We start from the raw sequence: 18,574 nt of genomic DNA, 5'->3' as shown, positions 1-18,574 counted from the left end.
CGCCTGCCCATCTGACGTGGACTACTGACATGGACTGGTTGGACGCCCTGCAGCACTTGCGCGGGGAGGGCCTCGCGGGCGTGCTGGTCACGGTGATCGAGGTGCGCGGGCATGCGCCCCGGGAACCGGGGGCCAAGATGGTCGTGAGTGAGTCACAGGTCTGGGACACCGTGGGCGGCGGGAACCTGGAGGCAACCGTGATCGACCGCGCCAGGGCGATGCTCGCCGCGGGCGGCTCCGAACCCGAGACCATGACCTTCTCGCTCAACGAGCACGCCACCGTGAAGCACGGCCGACAGTGCTGCGGGGGCGTGGTCACCGTGCTGCTCGAGCCGCAGCAGGCCCGGCCCACGGTTGCCATCTTCGGTGTGGGGCACGTGGGGTACGAACTGGCGCGGGTGCTGTCCCGCTTTCCCGTGACCGTGCATTTGGTGGACAGCCGGGCCGATCAGCTGGATCCGGACCGGTTCGCGGACGTTTTGAAGGGAACCGCCCAGGTCCACCTCCACCACAGCCCCGCGCCGGAAACCACTCTCACCGAGCTGTCGGCCGGCGCGCACGTGCTCATCATGAGCCACGACCATTCGGAGGATTTCATCCTTTGCGACACCGCCCTGCGCCGCGGTGACCTGGGCACGGTGGGGCTGATCGGGTCCTCCGCCAAATGGTCGCGTTTCCGCAAACGCTTAAGCGACGAAGGCCACGACGTCGCCGCCATCAGCCGGATTTCCTGCCCCATCGGCATTCCGGGTATCACCGGCAAGGAGCCCGCGGTCATTGCCGTGAGTGTGGCGGCGGATTTGCTGCGGGTGTTTGAGGGTGTGCAGCGGCCTGGTTCGTGAGGTAATTCGGGAAGAGCGGCCGGAGGGCACTATCTCCGCGTCTCTTTTTGAACTTGTTGGTCCGGTACCTCGGCCGGGGCTGGGCGGGGCCCTCGCTCAGACCTCGAGCCGGCCCCTGTAACCGCGAATACGCTCGGGAATCTGGTCCTCCGGCAGGTCGAGAACCGCTCTCTCGGAGCCACGACGGGTGGCCGTTTCGTAGTACCAGCACTTGTACTCAACGATCTCCAGAGTGCGTTGGAGCTGTTTCATTTGTTCGATCAACAAAGCTCGGCAGTTCTGGAACAGCGCCCGGCGCTGCTCAAGCGTCTCATCGCCCTGCTGGTACCACTGCATGAATTGGCGGATCTCACTGATGTGGAGGCCGGACTGCTTCAAGCAGTCGATGACTTTGAGGGCCTCGAGATCCTTGTCCGCGAACACTCGTCGTCCCCCGGCACCTCGGGAAAGCTCTGGCAATAGCCCCTCTTTGTCGTAGTAGCGCATGGTCGAGGCCGGAACCCCCAGTAGCTCCGCAGTTTCTCCGATGGTGTAGGTCATGGCGTCTCCTAGAAACTCTTGACGGGTCCTTGACTTGAAGTGAACTTCAACTGTGACCATCAAACCACTGACCAAAATTTTGAGGAGAACACCATGCGCGGAGTAGTACTGCACGGGCCCGGCGACGTCCGGGTCGAAGAACGCGAAAATCCCATCATTCAGGAACCCACGGACGCAGTCATCAAGATCGTGGCCGCGTGCGTGTGCGGTTCAGATCTGTGGCCATACCGCGGCGCGGACCCGGCTGAGAACCAGCACATGGGCCACGAATACGTGGGCGTCGTCGAGCAGATCGGCGACGACGTCAAGACAGTGAAGCCTGGCGATTTCGTGGTGGGCTCGTTCGTCATCTCGGACAACACGTGCCCCATCTGCGCCAATGGTTACCAGTCCCGCTGCGTCAACGGTATTTTCGTCGATGGTCAGATTGGTACCCAGGCCGAGTACGCGCGCATTCCCTATGCCGACGGCACTCTGGTCGCCACCCCGGGCCAGCCCGACGGCGATCTGATTCCCTCCCTGCTCGCCGCCTCCGACGTGCTCGGAACCGGTTGGTTCGGAGCCGTCGCAGCCGAGGCGGGGCCCGGTAAGTCTGTTGCGGTAGTCGGGGACGGCGCCGTCGGCCTCATGGCAGTGCTGGCCGCCAAACAGCTGGGAGCAGAAAAAATCATCGCGATGAGCCGCCACGAATCCCGCCAGAAGCTCGCCAAGGAATTCGGGGCCACGGACATCGTGGAAGAACGCGGGGAGGCCGGCGTCGAGAAGATCAAAGAACTCACCGACGGGCTGGGCGCGGACAGCGTGATTGAAGCGGTGGGCACCCAGGAATCCATGATGCAGGCGGTCCAGTCGACCCGGCCCGGTGGGCATGTGGGCTACGTGGGCGTCTCGCACGATGTCTCACTCAACGGCCTGGAACTGTTCTTCGGGCTGGTGCACCTGCACGGTGGGCCCGCGCCGGTGCGGCGGTTCCTGCCCGAATTGATTCAGCTGATCTGGGACCGAAGGATCGAGCCGGGCAAGGTCTTCGACCTCGAACTCCCTCTCGACCGCGCCGCAGAGGGATACCAGGCCATGGACGAGCGCAAGGCCATCAAAGTCTTGCTCAGGCCCTGACGTTAGGAGACGAACATGGAACTCGACGATCTGCTCGCCGCGCTCGGCGCTGGCGAAACCATTACCGGCGGTTCGCCACTGCATGCCGTGATGCATCGGATCAGCCAGGATGCCCTGCGCGTGACCGCTGAGCTCAACGGCGGCTACCACGAGCCCACGCGCGTACTGGAGCTGTTGGCTCAACTGATCGGTAAGCCGGTGCACGAATCCGTGGCACTGTTCCCGCCGTTCTACAGCGACTTCGGTAAGAACATCACCCTGGGGAAGCGGATTTTCATCAATTCCGGCTGCAAGTTCCAGGATCAGGGAGGGGTGAGCGTTGGCGACGATTCGTTGATTGGTCACAACGCCCTGCTCGCGACCCTCAATCACGACCTGGATCCCGCCCGCCGTGCGGACATGCACCCCGCGCCGATCGTCATTGGCAAGCGCGTGTGGCTGGGGTCGAATGTCACGGTTCTGCCGGGCGTCACGATTGGCGACGGCGCTGTGGTCGCCGCTGCCTCCGTGGTCACCAAGGATGTCCCCGTCAATGCCGTGGTGGTCGGTTCTCCGGCGAGGGTGGTGCGGTCGGTTCCGGTCGAGGGGTGACTGAGCTATTCACCCTGGGTTTCTAGGGTGGGAGTATGGCTGAGACGAGGACGACCAGTACCAAGAACCTGGAGGAGATCGATCGACGGTAGGACCGTGACAGCTCAGCGCTCTGCACTCTAATCGACCTAAAGACCCTGAAAACCGGGTTTAGTGGCTCGACTGTCGATCAGGATGCACTGGTCCGGCCGCGAGGGCCGCAACGTCGATCAGATTGCGGGTCCGTTGCGCGAGTGAAGGGGATACTGGGTCAATGACTGATTGGGGCGCTGTTCTGGATGCCGTCCAGCTGACATTGAGCGGTCACCATGAACTCGGAGAAAAGGCGCTGCGCGAGTGCTGGTCCGACACGACGTCGGCCGAGCACGCGCCGCGGTGCGTGATAGCGCACTACCTCGCAGACTTGCAGTCCACTGTGGCTGCAGAGGTCGAATGGGATGAACGCGCACTCGCTGAATTCGTTCATGTCTCCGACGCCGATCTCGCCCCAATCGGGGTTCCCAGCGCCAAGGGATTCGCGCCGAGTCTGCACTTGAATGCGGGGGACGGCTACCTGCGGATGGGTCGTATCGAGGACGCGTGGAAGCAACTCGAATCGGGCGAGTTGGCCTTGCAAGAACTGGAACGGGACGGATACCTACAGTTCATCGCCCAGGGTCTTCAACGTTTGCGTCAACGTTTGGAGGAGCGCGCATACCGTGGTGTGATGACGTCTTTACCCTTGACCGCACTCGACCTCCCCGACCAATCTGGCCGCACATGGCTCATCACCGGAGCGACCAGTGGGATCGGTAGGGAGCTGGCGCTCGGGGTGGCTGCTGCTGGCGGAGTGGTTGTGGCGCCGGCGCGGAATCGGGAGAGAGCGGCGTCGTTAGTGACGGCCACTAGTGGAAGTGCAGGTCGCATCGAAACGCCGAGCATGGATCTTGCGGATCTCGGGTCCGTGCGCCGGTTCGCCAACTCGTTGACCACTGATATCGACGTGCTCGTCAACAACGCCGGGGCTGTTTCGCCGAAGCGGCGCGAGACCGCGGACGGTTTTGAGATGCTGCTCGGCACCAATTTCCTGGGGCCGTTCGCACTGACCAACCTGATCGGCGATCGGGTGCGAGAGCGCATTGTGATTACGGGGTCGGACTCGTACAAGGTGGGGCGGGTTGACATGAATGATCCGCATTTCCGCAGGCGTCGGTGGAACCCGTTGACCGCCTACTCGCAGTCCAAGCTGTGCGACATGCTGTGGGCCCGGGCGTTGCAGGAGCGGCTCGGCTCTCGGGTGGTGGTGACATGTGCGCATCCGGGTTGGGCGGCTACGGGACTTCAGAACGTTACGGGGAGTGAGTTCCTGGACCAAATGGTCGTCAGACTCACGTCCCCGTTCTCTCAGTCCACCGCGGATGGTGCTCTACCCCTAGCCGAGGCCGCGGTCGGAAACTATCCGCCGCTGAGCTACATCGGCCCGGACGGGTTCATGAAGTGGAGGGGTAAGCCGGAGGCCCAGGAAGTTTCGCGGCGCGGGCGCTCTACCCTGGGCGCCGACGCGGTGTGGGCGCTGGGTGTGAGAGAAACGGGTACGGACCTGGCATGAACTTGCGCCCCTGAACATTTCAGTCCCGGAAAGTGCCTCAGCATGCCGCTGGAATGCATTTTTACGGACTGGAATGTCGGCGGCCATGAGATCTCAGGCGGTTTCAAGCCACCGGCAAGATCTCAGTCGCTCTCAAGCCATCAGAGGCCGCACAAACTGGCCCCAGAGTGACTGCATTCTTAGCGCTTCTTGCCCATTTAGCCAGAGAGTTTCGCGGTACTGCGAAAGTTACATCCAGGTGCAACTATTGCAGTACCTTCCCCGCGACTGTTAGAGGTCCATAGCAGCGAAGACTTCATCAGCGAAAGAGTCGTTGTGGTGCCGCGCTAGAACCGATGATCCTTTCCGGAGCTGGCCCATGGCCAGTTGACGCGCTGCCCGTAGGACTTCCGGTATTTCGAGCAGGGGCGGAATTGCGTGTAGGCCGGCTGTGGATACTCGGTGCACAGTTCCTGTGGACCGGTAGCCTGCGGTCAGTTCGGTGAGATCTTGGATTTCCTGCGGAACTTCAGACATGATCGCGGTGTTCATGAAGGTATAAGTTTCCCAAGCGCTAGTGTCCTCCCAGAACATCTCGCCGAACACCAGAACCTCAACGTTATGAATACTCAGCGCAGCCAGGCGCCGGTTCACTTTGTGCCGCGCGGTGCTGGGAAGCGCCGTTAATGTCCATTGGCGGCCTTCTGTTTCTTGTGGCCACACAATGACTTGTGAAACGTAGGCGCTTACGGATTCCATCAACGCTGGGAATTCCGCGTGGTCTCGGAGTTGGTCGAATTTGATCCTGGATTTGACGCGCCGCTGGGCAAGGGTGACGCGTTCAGGATCCACACCGGGCGGTTCTGAATCTGCATCGTGCTGCAACCATTCAGTTTGTGCCTGGGGATCAACGATGAGGTCCAGCGGTGAGGGTCCTACTGGCTGCGACAACAAGGTCTTGTTGCGAAGTTGTTTCTTCTGTTTGACCCGCGATTGGATTGTAGCTCGTTCCTTGTCGTCCAGCTCCTCGGGAATCGCCTCCGCAAATCTAACCGCTTCAATGTCATCCCACCGTCGTCGGTGGGTCGAGAATCTGGCTGGGAAATTGATCGTCCGTCCAACGTAGAGCTCCCCGTTGGTGAACGAGAGTTCGTATATCCCGCAGCTCAGCTTCTCCGGAATCACGGCCGATGTTGCGAATCCGGCGGGAGTTTTCCATTCGCGGAAATGTAGGTCAGTCATGCATAGCCTCCGAGGGGTCATATTAAACCCTGCGCCGCCGGGCGCATGCGGCCCCATGGCATTCGCCCGCGCGACGGTTGAGCAAACTCGACCCAGGGCGTACCGTTTCTCGCATGCAAGGCATAGCTTCGATCAAGTTGTGGACTCGCCGCTGACGGCGGCGGAGTCTTTCCAGATCCCTTTTTCACTCTGCTCGCCGTCCTGGCACCTGTCGGGCGGCTTCTTTGTGCTGCCCGGCTCCATGACGAGTCGAAGAGAGCACAGTGCAAAATCCTTATCGCATCAAAACCCCTCACCCCGCACCGCTGCCTGCGGGTTCTGCGGCGCACATTCGCGCCGACAATCTGCATCTCACGCTGGGTGACCGGCGGGTCCTGAAGGACGTGAGCGTCGTCGTCAGCGCCGAATCGCGGTTGGCAATTATCGGTGAGAACGGCCGCGGGAAATCCACACTCCTCCGTATCTTGGCGGGAATGGCCGAACCAGACGCGGGTGCGGTCACGCGCGAGGGAACCGTGGCGTTCGTGGAGCAGGACCTCGAATCACGATCCGATGAAACCGTCGGCTTGCTGATTCGGAACGCCATTGCGGATTCCCTCGCCGCCCTGGAACGGCTTGACCAGGCCACCCACGCCCTGGTCGCCGGTCACCACGGCGCCTCCGACGCGTACGCCCACGCCCTCGAACTCGCCACCACCGTGGACGCGTGGGACGCGGACCGCAGGGTCGACGTCGCTCTGGCCGGCCTCGACGCGTGCGCAGACCGCACGCGGTTGTTGTCCACGTTGTCCGTGGGGCAGCGCTACCGGGTGCGGTTGGCGTGCGTGCTGGGAGCCAATCCGGACCTCATGCTCCTGGATGAGCCCACCAACCATCTCGACGCCGCCGGTCTCACGTTCCTGACGGAGCGGCTGAAGGAGCACCGAGGCGGCGTCGCCCTGGTGAGTCATGACCGGGCCCTCCTGCGCGATGTGACCACCAGTTTCCTGGATCTCGACCCGAGCGAGGACGGCCGCCCGCGGCTGTACGCGGGCGGTTACGAGGCCTGGGTGGAAGGTCGCACCAAGGAACGTGTCCGCTGGGAACAGGACTATGAGGATCAGCAGGCGGAACGAACTCGACTGGCGCAGGCGGCAGAGGACGCGCGTGGGCGCCTGAGGTCCGGATGGCGCCCGGAGAAGGGGCACGGCAAACATCAGCGCGCCACCCGAGCGGCCGGCACGGTGCAGGCGTTCAACAGGCGTCAGGAGGAACTGGAGCGGCACACCATCTCGGTTCCGCACCCTCCTGAGCACCTGCATTGGCCGGATTCCAGCACTCGCAAGGGTCAACCATTGCTGACCATTGCCGATGTCACCGTGACGCACCGGTTGCCCACGCCGGTGGATCTGAGCCTCGAAGGTGGCGAACGGCTCCTCATCACGGGTCCCAATGGTGCCGGCAAGTCCACGCTGCTGGAAGTCCTGGCCGGTCAGCTCGACCCGACCACGGGGTGGGTGTACCAGCCTCCGGGGGCACGGGTGGTGCGGTTGTCTCAGGAGACGCCTGAGTGGCCTGAGGACCACCCGGCCCATGAGGTGTACGAGCGCCACGTCACTGCGCTTGAGCATGAGCGGCCTGACGGGCCGGCACCGGTGCCCCTCACAAGTATCGGGTTGCTCGAGTCAAGAACGTTGGGCACTCCGGTGGGTCGTCTGTCGCAGGGCCAGCAGCGGCGGCTGCACCTGGCCCTGTGCCTGGCGGAACACCCCGATCTCCTGCTGCTGGACGAACCCACCAACCATTTGTCCGCCGCGTTGGTCGACGACATGACAGAAGCGCTTCGGGCCACCCCGTCCGCCGTGGTTGTGGCCACTCATGATCGGCAAATGCTGCACGATCTCGCGGCCTGGCCGGTGCTGCAGTTGGGATAAGTTGCTGCCCGTGAATGAGGGGGCCTTCCCTACGACGCCGCCGCTGAACATTCCAGTCCCGAAAAGTGCCTCAGCGTACCGCTGAAATGCACTTTCACGGACTGGAATGTCAGCGCAAGTCAGCCGATCTGCTCCGCCAGCGCCACAATGATGCCTTCCGGGCCACGGAGGTAGCAGAGGCGGTAGACGTTTTCATAGTTGCCGACCTCGCCGAGGAGCTCCGCTCCGTGTGTGCGTAGGCGGGCGACGGTGTCGTCGATGTCGTCCACCGCGAACATGATGCGATGCACGCCCACGGTGTTTGGCGCCGGCGCGAGCGGGTCCGGCGTGATCACGTCGGGGGAGTGGTAGGTGGTCAGCTCCACCCGACCGTGCCCGTCCGGAGTGCGCATCATGGCGATCTCGCTGCGGAGCCCGGCGATGCCCACGGTCTGATCCGCAAAGAGCCCCTCAATGGGCGTGCGCCCCTCCAGCTCCATGCCCAGCTCGGTGAAGAAGTCGACGGCGGCGTCCAGGTCCTTGACCACGATGGACACGTTGTCCATCCGTTGGATACCCATGACTTGAGCGTAGTCCCGAAACACACGCGGCGCCCCGCAGGAATTCCTGCCGATCTGAGTCGTTAACGTAAGCATGCGAGTCATTGGATTTACAGAATTCGGAGGGCCCGAGGCTCTCGATGTCCACGATGTTCCGGAGCCTCATGCCGGGCCCGGAGAAGTTCGGATCGCGGTGAAGGCCGCGGCGGTCAATCCCACGGACACGGAGACGCGTCAGGGTAACGGCGCTCCCGCCCAGCTGCCCGCCCCGCACGTACCGGGAATGGATGCGGCGGGCATAATTGACGAGGTCGGCGAGCCCACCGCAGATCTGGACACCTCCCGGTGGTCCGTCGGTGATCGGGTCATGGCGATTGCAATCCCATTGCGGGGTCACGGTGGTGCGTACGCGCAGTACCTTGTCGCGGACGCGGACTCCCTGGCCCGGATCCCCGAAGGACGCTCCTTGGAGGAAGCCAGCACGCTACCCATGAACGGGCTCACCGCCACGCAGGCGCTGGAGAAATTGGCTCTCGAACCCGGTCAGGTGCTGGCCGTCACCGGCGCGGCGGGGACCCTGGGCGGTTACGTGGTGCAACTGGCCAAGCTCCAGGGCCTCACGGTGATCGCCGACGCCGCCGCAAAGGACCGTGAGCGCGTGGTCGCCTTCGGCGCCGATCACGTGGTGGAACGAGGCGATGACTTCGCGGACAAGGTACGCGACATCTACCCGGACGGTGTAGATGGACTGGTTGATGCCGCCGTGATGAATGAGATTGCCATACCGGCAGTTCGCTCAGGGGGAGGATTCGCCACGGTGCGCTTCTGGCAAGGACCGGAGGACAGTGACCTGACCCTCCACCGCGTTTGGGTGGGCGACGAATACCACCACGGCGAGAAACTGGACGCGCTGCGCGAATTGGTGGAGAGCGGCGTCGTGACCCTGGAGGTGGCCGACACGTTGCCCGCCTCCCAGGCGACGGAAGCCCACCGGCGCTTGCAGGAGGGCGGCGTGCGTGGGCGGCTGGTCCTGACGTTCTGAGTGCGAGGTCGAGCTGACTAGGGTTGAGACCGCCCGGTGCGAACGGGCCGACCTCAATGCAACAGGAGAAGAATGTCCCCCGATTACCAGCTTGTCGTCTTCGACATGGACGGCACCCTGCTGAACAGCGCCAAGGACCTTCAACCGGGAACTCGGCGCGCCTTCGGGGCCATGCGCGCGGCCGGAACGCGCATCATGCTGGCGTCAGGGCGCCCCATTCCCGGGTTGAAGAAGCTGGCGAGTGAACTGACCCTGGGTCAGGACCTGGTGCTCGCGGGAATGAACGGATCGATCGTGGTGGATCAGGCCACGGACCGCGAAATCGCACGTCACCCCATGCCGTTGGACGTCACCCGAGCGCTGATCGCCACGGCCAAGAAGCACCACGTCATGGTCATGATTCCGCATGACGATCAGCTGCTGGTCGAGGACTCGTCCGACACCCACGCGCAGCACGAGGCCGCGGGCAATGACCTGACCATCCGCGATGTGGCTGACCTGTCGGAGGTGGATGTGCAACCCACCAAAGTGCTCTTCGTGGGCGAGCGGGACGTGACCGATCCGCTGCTGGACGAGCTCACCTGCGACTACGGCGACCAGGTCGAGCTCGCCTACTCCTCGCCGCTGTACTTGGAAGCCACCGCCGCCGGGATCGACAAGGGTTCCGCCATCACCGACTACTGCCGGGCCCAGGGCATCCCGTTGTCCCGCGTCATGGCGTTCGGCGACAACGGCAACGACATCGGGATGCTGCGCACCGCAGGCCTGGGCGTTGCCATGGGCAACGGCATCCCCGAGGCCAAGGCGGCGGCCGACCAGGTGACCACCTCCAACAACGACGAGGGCATCGCACGGGTCCTGTCCCGGTACTTCAAGTTCGACACGGGCGACATTCCCGCGTGACCCCCATTACCCCCGGGCCGTGGGGAAAAACTGAATGTGACAGTTTGTTACAAACCTCTCGACCCTGCCGCAAGGCCCCTGTTTACTGGAGTGCGGTTTATTGAACGCAACTGCGCGTTCCCACCTTCCTCAACTACTGAAAATCAGGTTCACCACATGATTCTTACCGGTCTGGTCGTCGGCGCCGTGCTGGGCATCGTGATGCAGCGCGGTCGCTTCTGTGTCACCGGCATGCTGCGGGACATCTTTCTGCAGAAGTCGTGGCGCACGTTCGCGGCACTGCTCATCGTGATTTCCGTCCACGCCATTGGGCTTGCGGCTCTCACGAGTCTGGGCGTGATTGCCCCCGAGTACAGCACGTTCGCCCCGGCGGCCGTGATCATCGGTGGTTTCACGTTCGGCATCGGCATCATCCTGGCCGGCGGTTGCGCCTCCGGTACCTGGTACCGCTCGGGCGAAGGCCTGGTCGGTTCGTGGGTGGCGCTGGCCATGTATGCACTGTCCGCGTCCGCCATGAAGGGCGGCATGCTCGACGGTTTCAATTCCTGGATGACCAGCTGGGACACCGGTTTGACCACCGTGCCCGCGGCACTCGGGATCTCGCCGTGGATCTTCGCGATCGCACTGGCCGTGTTCACCGGGATCATGGTCCGCCGCTTCATGATCCGCGAAGCCAGCAGCCCCAAGACCGCGCGCCTCAACAATCGCCCGGCCTGGAAGCGCCCGCTGCACGTCTACAACGCCGCATGGATGATCGGCCTGCTGGGCGTCATTGCCTGGCCGCTGTCCGCAGCCACCGGTCGCAACAGCGGTCTGGGTATCACCACCCCGTCCGCCCACACCCTGGACTTCATCACCACCGGCGATTCCAAGTTCATGAACTGGGGCACCCTGCTGGTGCTGGGTCTGCTGGTCGGTTCCTTCATCGCGGCCAAGGCCACCGGCGAATTCCGCATTCGTGTGGCCGACGCCAAGACCACCGTGCGCGCCGTCGGCGGCGGTGTCCTGATGGGTGTTGGCGCGGCGCTGGCCGGTGGGTGCACCGTGGGTAACGGCATGGTCGAGACCAGCCTGTTCAGCTTCCAGGGTTGGATCGCGCTGCTGTTCATCGCCCTGGGCGTTGGTGCGGGCACCAAGCTGTGGCTCAAGCCCTCCGCTGCGCAGCCCGCCGCCCGGGCTCAGGACGCCGAGACCTACTCCACGTCCGAGAGCCTGGACCACAATCTCTCCAACGAGAACCCGTCCGGCAACTCCATTGACGCGACCCCGTCCAAGAGCCCGCAGAACACCAACGCGTTCTCCGGTTTCGCCGCGGCACCGTCCGCGGTGATGGTCAAGGACCCGACCCTGGCGCCGTCCAAGAAGCTCAAGGACCTGGGTGAGGGCTACTACGCCCTCGACTCGCTGGGCGCGGTGTGCCCGTTCCCGCTGATCGAGGCGAAGGACGTCATGAAGACCCTGCAGTCCGGCGACCACCTGGTCATTGACTTCGATTGCACCCAGGCCACCGAGGCCATCCCGCACTGGGCCGCCACCGACGGCCACGAGGTCACCGACTTCGTCGAAAAGGGCGAGGCCAGCTGGCAGATCACCCTCAAGAAGGGCTGACCTCACCTCCGCTGCAATTGACGACGACGCCGCCCGCGACTTTCGCGGGCGGCGTCGGCTTTTTCGGGTGGTCCGGTGACCTTGGTGACCGAGGGTTCGGGATCAGGCGGGGGGTGCTCCCATTCCCCCGCCCGCCTCCGGCTCCGTGCTCGTGTCGATGGGGACATCGATGTGCGCGGTGTAACCGCTGTTCACGTTCCCGGTGACATCGGCCATCTGCAGGTCCCACCCATCGGAGAACACGTTGTCGGTGTCGAGAGTCACCGCGGCCAGTGCCTGTGCGGAACCGCTGTACTCGGAGCGCGCGTACACCGTGTTGCACGCGTCCTCCGGCAGAGCGATCTGCGAGGTGAGGATTGCGTTGGAGGCATCCGTGATCGAGTCGATGTCCGGGAACACCTCGAAGTGGATGTGCGCCCAGCGGCCCATGTAGCAGCCGGGGAAGATCGTCTTGAACGTGACCGTGCCGTCGTCGCCGACCACCTGCACACCACGCAGGTACGTGACGTCCTCCAGGCCCTCGGAGTACATCGAGTAGTTTCCCTGCGCGTCGCAGTGCCACACGTACACGGCCGCACCGGTGAGCGGGCCGTTACTGTTGACCATGTCCACGATGTTCATGGTCAACGTTATGGGCACACCGTCCGCGGTGGCGCCGCCGTCGATACTTGTGGTGATGTCGCTGCGCTCGATCCCCGAGATCTCCAGGGCGTCCTGCCCATTGGATCCGTCCCCGGGGTAGGGGCCGGCGGTTTCTCCCGGCATTTCCTCGTCGTAGGTCGCCGTGGCGGTGGGAGTCGCGCTCGCCGACGACGCCGCAGACGATGCCGACGCGGACGGGCTGCTCGTGCTCGTTGCGTTCGCCGAGCACGCGGCCAGCGCGAACACACTAGCACCTGCGCCGAAGACCCCTAGCGCGCGGCGTCGTGAGACCAGGGTGCCGAGGTCGAAGGCAAGCCCTTGATCCTCCACGTCCTCGTTCTGTCGATCCAGCGGGCGACCCTCGAAGGTTTTCTGGTCTTGGGCCGTCTCATGGGTTCCCTCGGAGGCGGCCGGGTACGATCGGTTGCTGCGTTTACCAAAGATTGGGCTCATGGTCAGTCCTGCTTTCTGCGGCTTGAGGTATCGACCATGAATGTACGGAGTGGTTGCTTAGAGCCCGTTGAAAAGGCTTGAAGTCACCCTGAGAAAAAGGTGCACCCCGCCCTGGAACGCCTAGGACCACTAATTCCTGGCTACCGGCGCCCCGATACCCGGATCTACCCGCGTGGGACCGTCCGAGGAGGGCCGAATGTTCACGTCGAAGATTTCGGTGGGCAAGTACACCGTGGCGCACGAATTGGGGATGTCCACCACCCCTGAGAACCGTCCCTCGATCGGGGCCGCCCCGAGCAGCAAGTACGCCTGTTCTCGGGACCAACCGAATTTCGCCAGGTAATCGATCGCGTGCAGGACCGCGCGCTGATACGAGAGCTGGGAATCAAGGTAGCGCTGCTCGCCGTCGAGCGTCACGGAGGTACCCGAAAAGGCGAGCCACTCCGAGTAGACCGGCCCGTTGCGGCCCGGCATGAAGATGGCGTTCTCGCTGACTCCGTAGGTGTCCATACCGCCCTTGATCACGTCCACGTGGATGTCGATGAAGCCACCCATTTCAATGCCGCCGCAGAACGTGATTTCGCCGTCGCCCTGGGAGAAATGTAGGTCACCCACGGAGAGGTGGCCACCGGAAACGAAGACCGGGTAGAAAACGCGGGAACCTTTGGTGAAGTTCTTGATGTCCTGATTACCACCATTCTCGCGGGGCGGGGCCGTGCGGGCAGCCTCCGAGGCAACCCGGTCGAAGTCCGAGCCGCTCAGTGTGCCCAGAATCGCCGAGTCGGGCTCAGGGGGCAGGGCAAGGGGAGGTACTCGGTTCGGCTCCGTGGCAATCAAATCGCCCTCGCGTTTGTTCCATTTCTTCAGCAGATCCGCCGATGGTGCCGTGCCCATCAAGCCCGGGTGGGTGATGCCCGTGAACCGAACCCCGGGAATGTGGCGAGATGTGCACTCACCGCCCTGGAAGTCCCAGACGGCCTTGTAGGCATCGGGGAACTGGTCCACCAAGAAGCTGCCGCCGTTCTTCTGGGCGAAAATGCCGGTGTACCCCCAGCCCTGACCGGCCAGCGCACCCTGCTCCTGCGGAATGGAGCCAACGTCCAAGATATCCACGATCAGCAGGTCACCCGGCTCAGCGCCTTCGATGGCGAACGGCCCGGAGAGTGCATGCACCTTGTTCAGCGGAGCGTCGCGGATGTCGTCCGCAGAATCGTCGTTCTTGATGGCACCGTCGAACCACTCGCGGCAGTCGATGCGGTAACTCTCACCGCGTTTGAGTGTCGCGATGGGTGGAATGTCCGGGTGCCAACGGTTGTGGCCGATCTTCTCCTGTGAGGTGAAGGGCTGGGATGAATCGAGTGAAAAAATGACCTCGGGCATGACCTGCGTCCTTCCGGTTGCCGGCCGTGACCAATAGGGACGCGGCCGTGAAATCAATGCACTTCAGGGCCGCGGCAGTTTGAGGTGTCGCGGGTCTTTCGTTGTGGGTGCCGGGCGCCCTCGTCCTGGGGGTCCGCTCACGACGTCGGGTGTTTCAGCAGTCCGGGCCGCGCGGTCAATGGCGCGCGCCCGAGGGGAATTGAGGGTGGATAGGTTTGCGGCTGAGAACAGTTTCCTGGCGTCTCCGCCGCAGACCGGGCACGGCTGATTCATGGGCGCGGCTGCCATCGAGTGAGAAGCCTCGAAGTCACCGCACTGCGTGCACCGGAACTCGTAGATGGGCATGTGATGCTCCCTCTGAACGTGATTTACACCATACAGCGAGTTCAATGGGGTGTCTTCATGCGGGTTCGTGTCCGGAGACGGAAGCAAGCGGCCATGACCGCGTGACGGGGCGGTCATGGCCGTGGCCCAACAGTTACAACCGCACAACCATCTTTCCGGTGTTCGCGCCGCCGAGCAGGTCGATGAACGCCTGCGGAGCGTTTTCCAGGCCGTCGCGGAACGTCTCGTCGGCCTGCAGGGTGCCATCCCACAGCCATTCGACGGCGTGCTTGTGAAACTCAGGTGCCAGGTCGTAGTGATTGCCCACAATAGACTCGCACAGAATTTACCCCTAACCAATATGAGTCTAATGTAGCGCTCATTATCGAATTCAAGGCATAAAGTCAAGGGTAAAGGTAAGAAGTCCAAGAGAAGTGTAAAAATTTCCGCAGTTGTTCCACGGAGCGAAGGATCAATAACGCCGCCGCACTAGATAAGTTCACAGCAAAAACTTCAGACCGTTTCATTGACGACCAATCTATGTCTACAATTAAAACGAAAGGCGGACTATAGTCGTCAAAACCAAGCGTTTGGCGGTAAATAGATGGGTGTTAGACCTATGCGATAATTGTCACACCACCACTAGTCCGCTAGGTTGCGATCGTGGACGCTGGCTGTATAGGGAGTAAAATGTGAAGACACCTGCTAATCAGAGCCATACGCAAGATGAAAAACTTGACTATAGAATTGTCCAGTCGAATCTGAATGAATTCTTGGCTGAACCAGTGGCAAGTATCCCCACTTGGGTGGACAAGAAATATTTGACTAGAAGTCCTTTTGCTTTCATGACAAGGGATTTTGAACAATTTCGTGAACTTACATCAGACATGCTGGATATTGAGTACCAAAATATATGGTGCACCGGGTCCGGAGCGTTAGGATTTTCGTTAAGTCCAAGTAAAATCGCGAACGGCAAACCGAAATTTTTTGACACTGGCTCCGATTTAGACATTGCAATTATTTCGACTCATTATTTCGACATGGCCTGGAAAGAGTTGAGAGAAAAATCAAAGTCCTTCGAAGTCGAAAATCAACTGAGAAACCGGTTCAGCAAGAAAATGGAATTACAGCGAAAGAGGTTATTCGACGGAGCAATTCAGACAGATAGAATGTTACCATATTTGTCATTTGGTGAAGATTGGATGAAGGGTCTCGGAAAGATGAAGAATCAAGTCGCAGTGACCTTTAATCGGTCAGTCGACGTTAAATTTTGGATATACCGTGATATATGGTCCGTAAGATACTATGTCGCTGAAGGCGCTAAGAAGGTAAAAGGAAGTTTGACATGATTATTGATATTCATTTTCAATCACAATTAGCTACAGACGCAACCAACATGACAGTTAACCATTTCCATCGAACTTGGTCAGAGAGAGAAGGAGAGCTCGATCTACAGCCCACGTTTCAAAGAAATTTTGTATGGAACGACCGGCAAAAAGCTCTTCTGATTGACTCTATACTTAGGGGCGTCCCAATTCCGGAGATTTATATACAACGAAAAAATGATGCCGAAGGTAATGAGAAGATCGTCGTTGTCGATGGCCAGCAGCGGCTAACCTCTTGTCTTAGTTATATTGACAACCAGTTCAAAATCCCCAAAGGAGAAATTTTTGGACAGGAGTGGCAAGGTCGCTACTTTTCGGACCTAGAAGAAGAAGACCGAAAAAGGTTTAGGGGATTCAAGTTTATTGTTCGTGAGTTACCGAATAACGTCTCACCCGAAGACTTGCGCCAGATTTTTCAACGTTTGAATACCACGGTGGTCAGCTTGAATTCTCCTGAACTTCGGAATGCGGCGTATTCGAATGATTTCACAGAATTAGTTTCGATCATTGCAAAGTCACCTGTTTTTTCAGAGATGGGTTTATTTAGTGCAAATGATTATAAGCGACGAAAGAATGAGGAGTTCGTCGCTGAAGTTTTTGATGCGTATCACACGGAGTCATTCCCAAATAAGAAAGATGGCCTGGATGAGCTCTATCAGTTCTTTGATTCGCAGGAACCGTCTAAGATAGAAGGGATACTCGATAAAGCGAGTGTCTCATTTGGAAGAGTGCTGAAGGTTCTCGAGCCATTAACAAGTGAACTTAAGCGAACGCGCTTCAAGAACAAGTCTGATGCATATTCACTTATGGTGTACTTACTATTTCACGCGCAGGAACTTGATACTTCAGCAGAATTTTTAGAGAACCTCAAGGAAACGCTTATTGGATTTAGTGATGCAGTCAATAGTTTAAAAAAAGCATCGGCCCAGAATGAGCTGGAATTGGACTATGGGAAGGCTTTCTACTCCTACAGCGAGGCCGCATCTACTTATCTCGGTGCGGTTGAGAGGGCTGCCAGTGACAGGCTGAACCGCGTGCGAAGGAATCTGTCCCTCAAGCAACTCTTGGATGACCTCATGTCTCCTGAATCGGAACAACTTTCTCCGGATGACGACGTTCGTAGAATGTATTTGATTGATGATGAGACAGATGATGAAGATGCTGATGAAGTGAACTAGGTGATGCTGTAGGATATTTTCGTGCAGCATGTTTATACATGATATCCAGCCCTAGCGCTCGGACATGTTTAGCGCGTGACTTATGATTTTGAATCTCAAATCTTACGCCATGCGGCAGGAATCTCCTTAGAATTTTCGTGCGTGAATCAGTTGGACTGCTTCCATCTTCCGGTGTCTATCTGGACTTAGCGGAAGCACCGAGTGCTGGTTTGCACGCGGTGCTTCCTCGTTTGCTAAGGCTCTACAACCGCACAATCATTTTTCCGGTGTTCGCGCCGCCGAGCAGGTCGATGAACGCCTGCGGAGCGTTTTCCAGGCCATCGCGGAACGTCTCGTCGGCCTGCAGGGTGCCATCCCGCAGCCATTCGACGGCGTGCTTGTGAAACTCGGGTGCCAGATTGTAGTGATTGCCCACAATGAAACCGCGCAGATTCAGCTCCTTGCCGACCGCCATGAACAGGTTGCTCGGACCGGGCTCCGGTTCGGTTGCGTTGTACTGGGAAATGGCACCGCACATTGCCACGCGCCCATACTTACGCAACGCCCCGATCGCCGCTTGCAGGTGGTCGCCACCCACATTGTCGTAGTACACGTCGATTCCGTCGGGGGCTGCCTTCCTCAGGGACTCGCTGACGTCGGCCTCTTTGTAGTTGAAGGCTTCGTCGAAACCCAACTCCTTCAGGCGGGCGATCTTCTCAGCCGAACCGGCCGAACCAATCACCGTGGACGCACCCAGCGCCTTAGCGATCTGGCCCACGGCCGAGCCGACGGCGCCGGCGGCGCCCGAGACGAACACGACGTCGCCCTTCTTGAACTTCGCGATCTCCGTGAGCCCCACGTAGGCGGTGAGGCCGGGCATGCCGAGGATGCCCAGGTACTTGGATGCTGAGGCGGCCTCGACATCGACGACGGTCGCGGCGTCGTCGTCAACCACCGCGAATTCGCGCCACCCGAGCTGATGCGAGACGTGATCGCCCACCTTGATCTTTTCGGACTTGGATGCGATCACGCTGCCGGCCGCGGCGCCCTCGAGCGGCTCATCGATCTGGAACGGTGGGATGTATGACTTGGTGTCGTTCATGCGGCCGCGCATATAAGGGTCCACGGACATGACCTCGTTCTGCACGAGAATCTGCCCGGACTCCAAGGTGGGCAGCGCGGCCGTTTCGAGACGGAAGTTCTCATCAGTGGGCGCTCCGTGCGGACGCGCGGCCAGGACGATCTGACGAGTTTCGGTGGGTGCCATGAAAATTCCCCTTGCGTATCTTGACGATGCTGCATTCTGGTTAAACGATGCTTCCACCCTGCG

Annotated in this window: 18 protein-coding genes; 10 read left to right on the top strand and 8 right to left on the bottom strand. The window is 60.7% G+C overall.

Translation table 11 applies throughout. The features are described 5' to 3' along the window. The first annotated feature begins 29 nt into the window (after positions 1-29). A complete protein-coding gene (gene xdhC / locus AC3ENJ_RS10860) occupies positions 30-842 on the top strand; it encodes a xanthine dehydrogenase accessory protein XdhC (RefSeq protein WP_431814053.1) in 813 nt (270 codons plus the stop codon). Positions 843-938: 96 nt separating this feature from the next. Here the strand turns inward: xdhC and AC3ENJ_RS10855 are convergent, their stop codons facing one another. Continuing rightward, positions 939-1,382, bottom strand: coding sequence for a MerR family transcriptional regulator (locus tag AC3ENJ_RS10855; RefSeq protein WP_431814052.1), 444 nt, complete (start codon positions 1,380-1,382; stop codon positions 939-941). A gap of 93 nt (positions 1,383-1,475) precedes the next feature. Between AC3ENJ_RS10855 and AC3ENJ_RS10850 the strand changes: the two genes are divergently transcribed. From AC3ENJ_RS10850 to AC3ENJ_RS10840, 3 genes are all read left to right on the top strand, one after another. Continuing rightward, entirely contained in the window at positions 1,476-2,498 is a 1,023-nt protein-coding gene (locus tag AC3ENJ_RS10850) for a zinc-dependent alcohol dehydrogenase family protein (protein ID WP_190782131.1), read from the top strand. A 15-nt stretch (positions 2,499-2,513) separates the two neighbouring features. Beyond that, complete coding sequence (locus AC3ENJ_RS10845) at positions 2,514-3,089, top strand: DapH/DapD/GlmU-related protein (RefSeq protein WP_190782132.1); 576 nt, start codon at positions 2,514-2,516, stop codon at positions 3,087-3,089. 253 nt (positions 3,090-3,342) lie between these two features. Further along, positions 3,343-4,677, top strand: a complete 1,335-nt coding sequence (locus tag AC3ENJ_RS10840) for an SDR family NAD(P)-dependent oxidoreductase (protein WP_431814051.1) — start codon at positions 3,343-3,345, stop codon at positions 4,675-4,677. A gap of 270 nt (positions 4,678-4,947) precedes the next feature. Here the strand turns inward: AC3ENJ_RS10840 and AC3ENJ_RS10835 are convergent, their stop codons facing one another. After that, positions 4,948-5,898: a GIY-YIG nuclease family protein gene (locus AC3ENJ_RS10835; RefSeq protein WP_431814050.1), complete on the bottom strand. Its 951-nt coding sequence runs from the start codon at positions 5,896-5,898 to the stop codon at positions 4,948-4,950. Positions 5,899-6,161: 263 nt separating this feature from the next. Between AC3ENJ_RS10835 and AC3ENJ_RS10830 the strand changes: the two genes are divergently transcribed. Beyond that, a complete protein-coding gene (locus AC3ENJ_RS10830) occupies positions 6,162-7,811 on the top strand; it encodes an ABC-F family ATP-binding cassette domain-containing protein (RefSeq protein ID WP_431814049.1) in 1,650 nt (549 codons plus the stop codon). Positions 7,812-7,930: 119 nt separating this feature from the next. On the opposite strand, the gene AC3ENJ_RS10825 is transcribed toward AC3ENJ_RS10830, so the two are convergent. Then, the gene (locus AC3ENJ_RS10825; RefSeq protein ID WP_431814048.1) at positions 7,931-8,371 is read right to left on the bottom strand and encodes a VOC family protein; all 441 of its coding nucleotides are present in this window, start codon (positions 8,369-8,371) and stop codon (positions 7,931-7,933) included. A gap of 73 nt (positions 8,372-8,444) precedes the next feature. On the opposite strand from AC3ENJ_RS10825, the gene AC3ENJ_RS10820 reads away from it, so the two are divergent. From AC3ENJ_RS10820 to AC3ENJ_RS10810, 3 genes are all read left to right on the top strand, one after another. Continuing rightward, positions 8,445-9,392, top strand: a complete 948-nt coding sequence (locus AC3ENJ_RS10820) for a quinone oxidoreductase family protein (RefSeq protein ID WP_431814047.1) — start codon at positions 8,445-8,447, stop codon at positions 9,390-9,392. A 72-nt stretch (positions 9,393-9,464) separates the two neighbouring features. Beyond that, the gene (locus tag AC3ENJ_RS10815) at positions 9,465-10,295 is read left to right on the top strand and encodes a Cof-type HAD-IIB family hydrolase (protein ID WP_431814046.1); all 831 of its coding nucleotides are present in this window, start codon (positions 9,465-9,467) and stop codon (positions 10,293-10,295) included. Between the two features lie 156 nt (positions 10,296-10,451). Then, positions 10,452-11,903: a YeeE/YedE thiosulfate transporter family protein gene (locus AC3ENJ_RS10810; RefSeq protein WP_431814045.1), complete on the top strand. Its 1,452-nt coding sequence runs from the start codon at positions 10,452-10,454 to the stop codon at positions 11,901-11,903. Between the two features lie 102 nt (positions 11,904-12,005). On the opposite strand, the gene AC3ENJ_RS10805 is transcribed toward AC3ENJ_RS10810, so the two are convergent. The 4 genes from AC3ENJ_RS10805 to AC3ENJ_RS10790 all read right to left on the bottom strand — a co-directional run bounded on the left by AC3ENJ_RS10805 (position 12,006) and on the right by AC3ENJ_RS10790 (position 15,030). Continuing rightward, entirely contained in the window at positions 12,006-12,998 is a 993-nt protein-coding gene (locus tag AC3ENJ_RS10805) for an intradiol ring-cleavage dioxygenase (protein ID WP_431814044.1), read from the bottom strand. Positions 12,999-13,127: 129 nt separating this feature from the next. Continuing rightward, positions 13,128-14,378, bottom strand: coding sequence for a formamidase (gene fmdA, locus AC3ENJ_RS10800; protein WP_431814043.1), 1,251 nt, complete (start codon positions 14,376-14,378; stop codon positions 13,128-13,130). 63 nt (positions 14,379-14,441) lie between these two features. Next, positions 14,442-14,723 carry an FmdB family zinc ribbon protein gene (locus AC3ENJ_RS10795; protein ID WP_431814042.1) on the bottom strand — a complete coding sequence of 94 codons (282 nt, stop codon included), beginning with the start codon at positions 14,721-14,723 and terminating at the stop codon, positions 14,442-14,444. Between the two features lie 133 nt (positions 14,724-14,856). Next, positions 14,857-15,030: a hypothetical protein gene (locus AC3ENJ_RS10790; RefSeq protein WP_431814041.1), complete on the bottom strand. Its 174-nt coding sequence runs from the start codon at positions 15,028-15,030 to the stop codon at positions 14,857-14,859. Positions 15,031-15,394: 364 nt separating this feature from the next. Between AC3ENJ_RS10790 and AC3ENJ_RS10785 the strand changes: the two genes are divergently transcribed. Further along, positions 15,395-16,051, top strand: coding sequence for a hypothetical protein (locus AC3ENJ_RS10785; RefSeq protein ID WP_431814040.1), 657 nt, complete (start codon positions 15,395-15,397; stop codon positions 16,049-16,051). Next, positions 16,048-17,265 (top strand): GmrSD restriction endonuclease domain-containing protein, encoded by a 1,218-nt coding sequence (locus AC3ENJ_RS10780; RefSeq protein ID WP_431814039.1) that lies wholly within the window; start codon positions 16,048-16,050, stop codon positions 17,263-17,265. The genes AC3ENJ_RS10785 and AC3ENJ_RS10780 overlap by 4 nt, the downstream gene beginning before the upstream one ends. Before the next feature lie 241 nt (positions 17,266-17,506). Here the strand turns inward: AC3ENJ_RS10780 and AC3ENJ_RS10775 are convergent, their stop codons facing one another. Next, positions 17,507-18,511 carry an NADP-dependent oxidoreductase gene (locus tag AC3ENJ_RS10775; RefSeq protein ID WP_431814038.1) on the bottom strand — a complete coding sequence of 335 codons (1,005 nt, stop codon included), beginning with the start codon at positions 18,509-18,511 and terminating at the stop codon, positions 17,507-17,509. Positions 18,512-18,574: the final 63 nt, after the last annotated feature.

The organism is Kocuria sp. cx-455 (assembly GCF_057707085.1).
This window is presented reverse-complemented; position numbering and strand designations above follow the sequence as displayed.

Coding starts and splice junctions, on each gene's coding strand:
- xdhC (WP_431814053.1), top strand. CDS start 30: ATGGACTGGTTGGACGCCCTGCAGCACTTGCGCGGGGAGGGCCTCGCG.
- AC3ENJ_RS10855 (WP_431814052.1), bottom strand. CDS start 1,382: ATGACCTACACCATCGGAGAAACTGCGGAGCTACTGGGGGTTCCGGCC.
- AC3ENJ_RS10850 (WP_190782131.1), top strand. CDS start 1,476: ATGCGCGGAGTAGTACTGCACGGGCCCGGCGACGTCCGGGTCGAAGAA.
- AC3ENJ_RS10845 (WP_190782132.1), top strand. CDS start 2,514: ATGGAACTCGACGATCTGCTCGCCGCGCTCGGCGCTGGCGAAACCATT.
- AC3ENJ_RS10840 (WP_431814051.1), top strand. CDS start 3,343: ATGACTGATTGGGGCGCTGTTCTGGATGCCGTCCAGCTGACATTGAGC.
- AC3ENJ_RS10835 (WP_431814050.1), bottom strand. CDS start 5,898: ATGACTGACCTACATTTCCGCGAATGGAAAACTCCCGCCGGATTCGCA.
- AC3ENJ_RS10825 (WP_431814048.1), bottom strand. CDS start 8,371: ATGGGTATCCAACGGATGGACAACGTGTCCATCGTGGTCAAGGACCTG.
- AC3ENJ_RS10820 (WP_431814047.1), top strand. CDS start 8,445: ATGCGAGTCATTGGATTTACAGAATTCGGAGGGCCCGAGGCTCTCGAT.
- AC3ENJ_RS10815 (WP_431814046.1), top strand. CDS start 9,465: ATGTCCCCCGATTACCAGCTTGTCGTCTTCGACATGGACGGCACCCTG.
- AC3ENJ_RS10810 (WP_431814045.1), top strand. CDS start 10,452: ATGATTCTTACCGGTCTGGTCGTCGGCGCCGTGCTGGGCATCGTGATG.
- AC3ENJ_RS10805 (WP_431814044.1), bottom strand. CDS start 12,998: ATGAGCCCAATCTTTGGTAAACGCAGCAACCGATCGTACCCGGCCGCC.
- fmdA (WP_431814043.1), bottom strand. CDS start 14,378: ATGCCCGAGGTCATTTTTTCACTCGATTCATCCCAGCCCTTCACCTCA.
- AC3ENJ_RS10795 (WP_431814042.1), bottom strand. CDS start 14,723: ATGCCCATCTACGAGTTCCGGTGCACGCAGTGCGGTGACTTCGAGGCT.
- AC3ENJ_RS10780 (WP_431814039.1), top strand. CDS start 16,048: ATGATTATTGATATTCATTTTCAATCACAATTAGCTACAGACGCAACC.
- AC3ENJ_RS10775 (WP_431814038.1), bottom strand. CDS start 18,511: ATGGCACCCACCGAAACTCGTCAGATCGTCCTGGCCGCGCGTCCGCAC.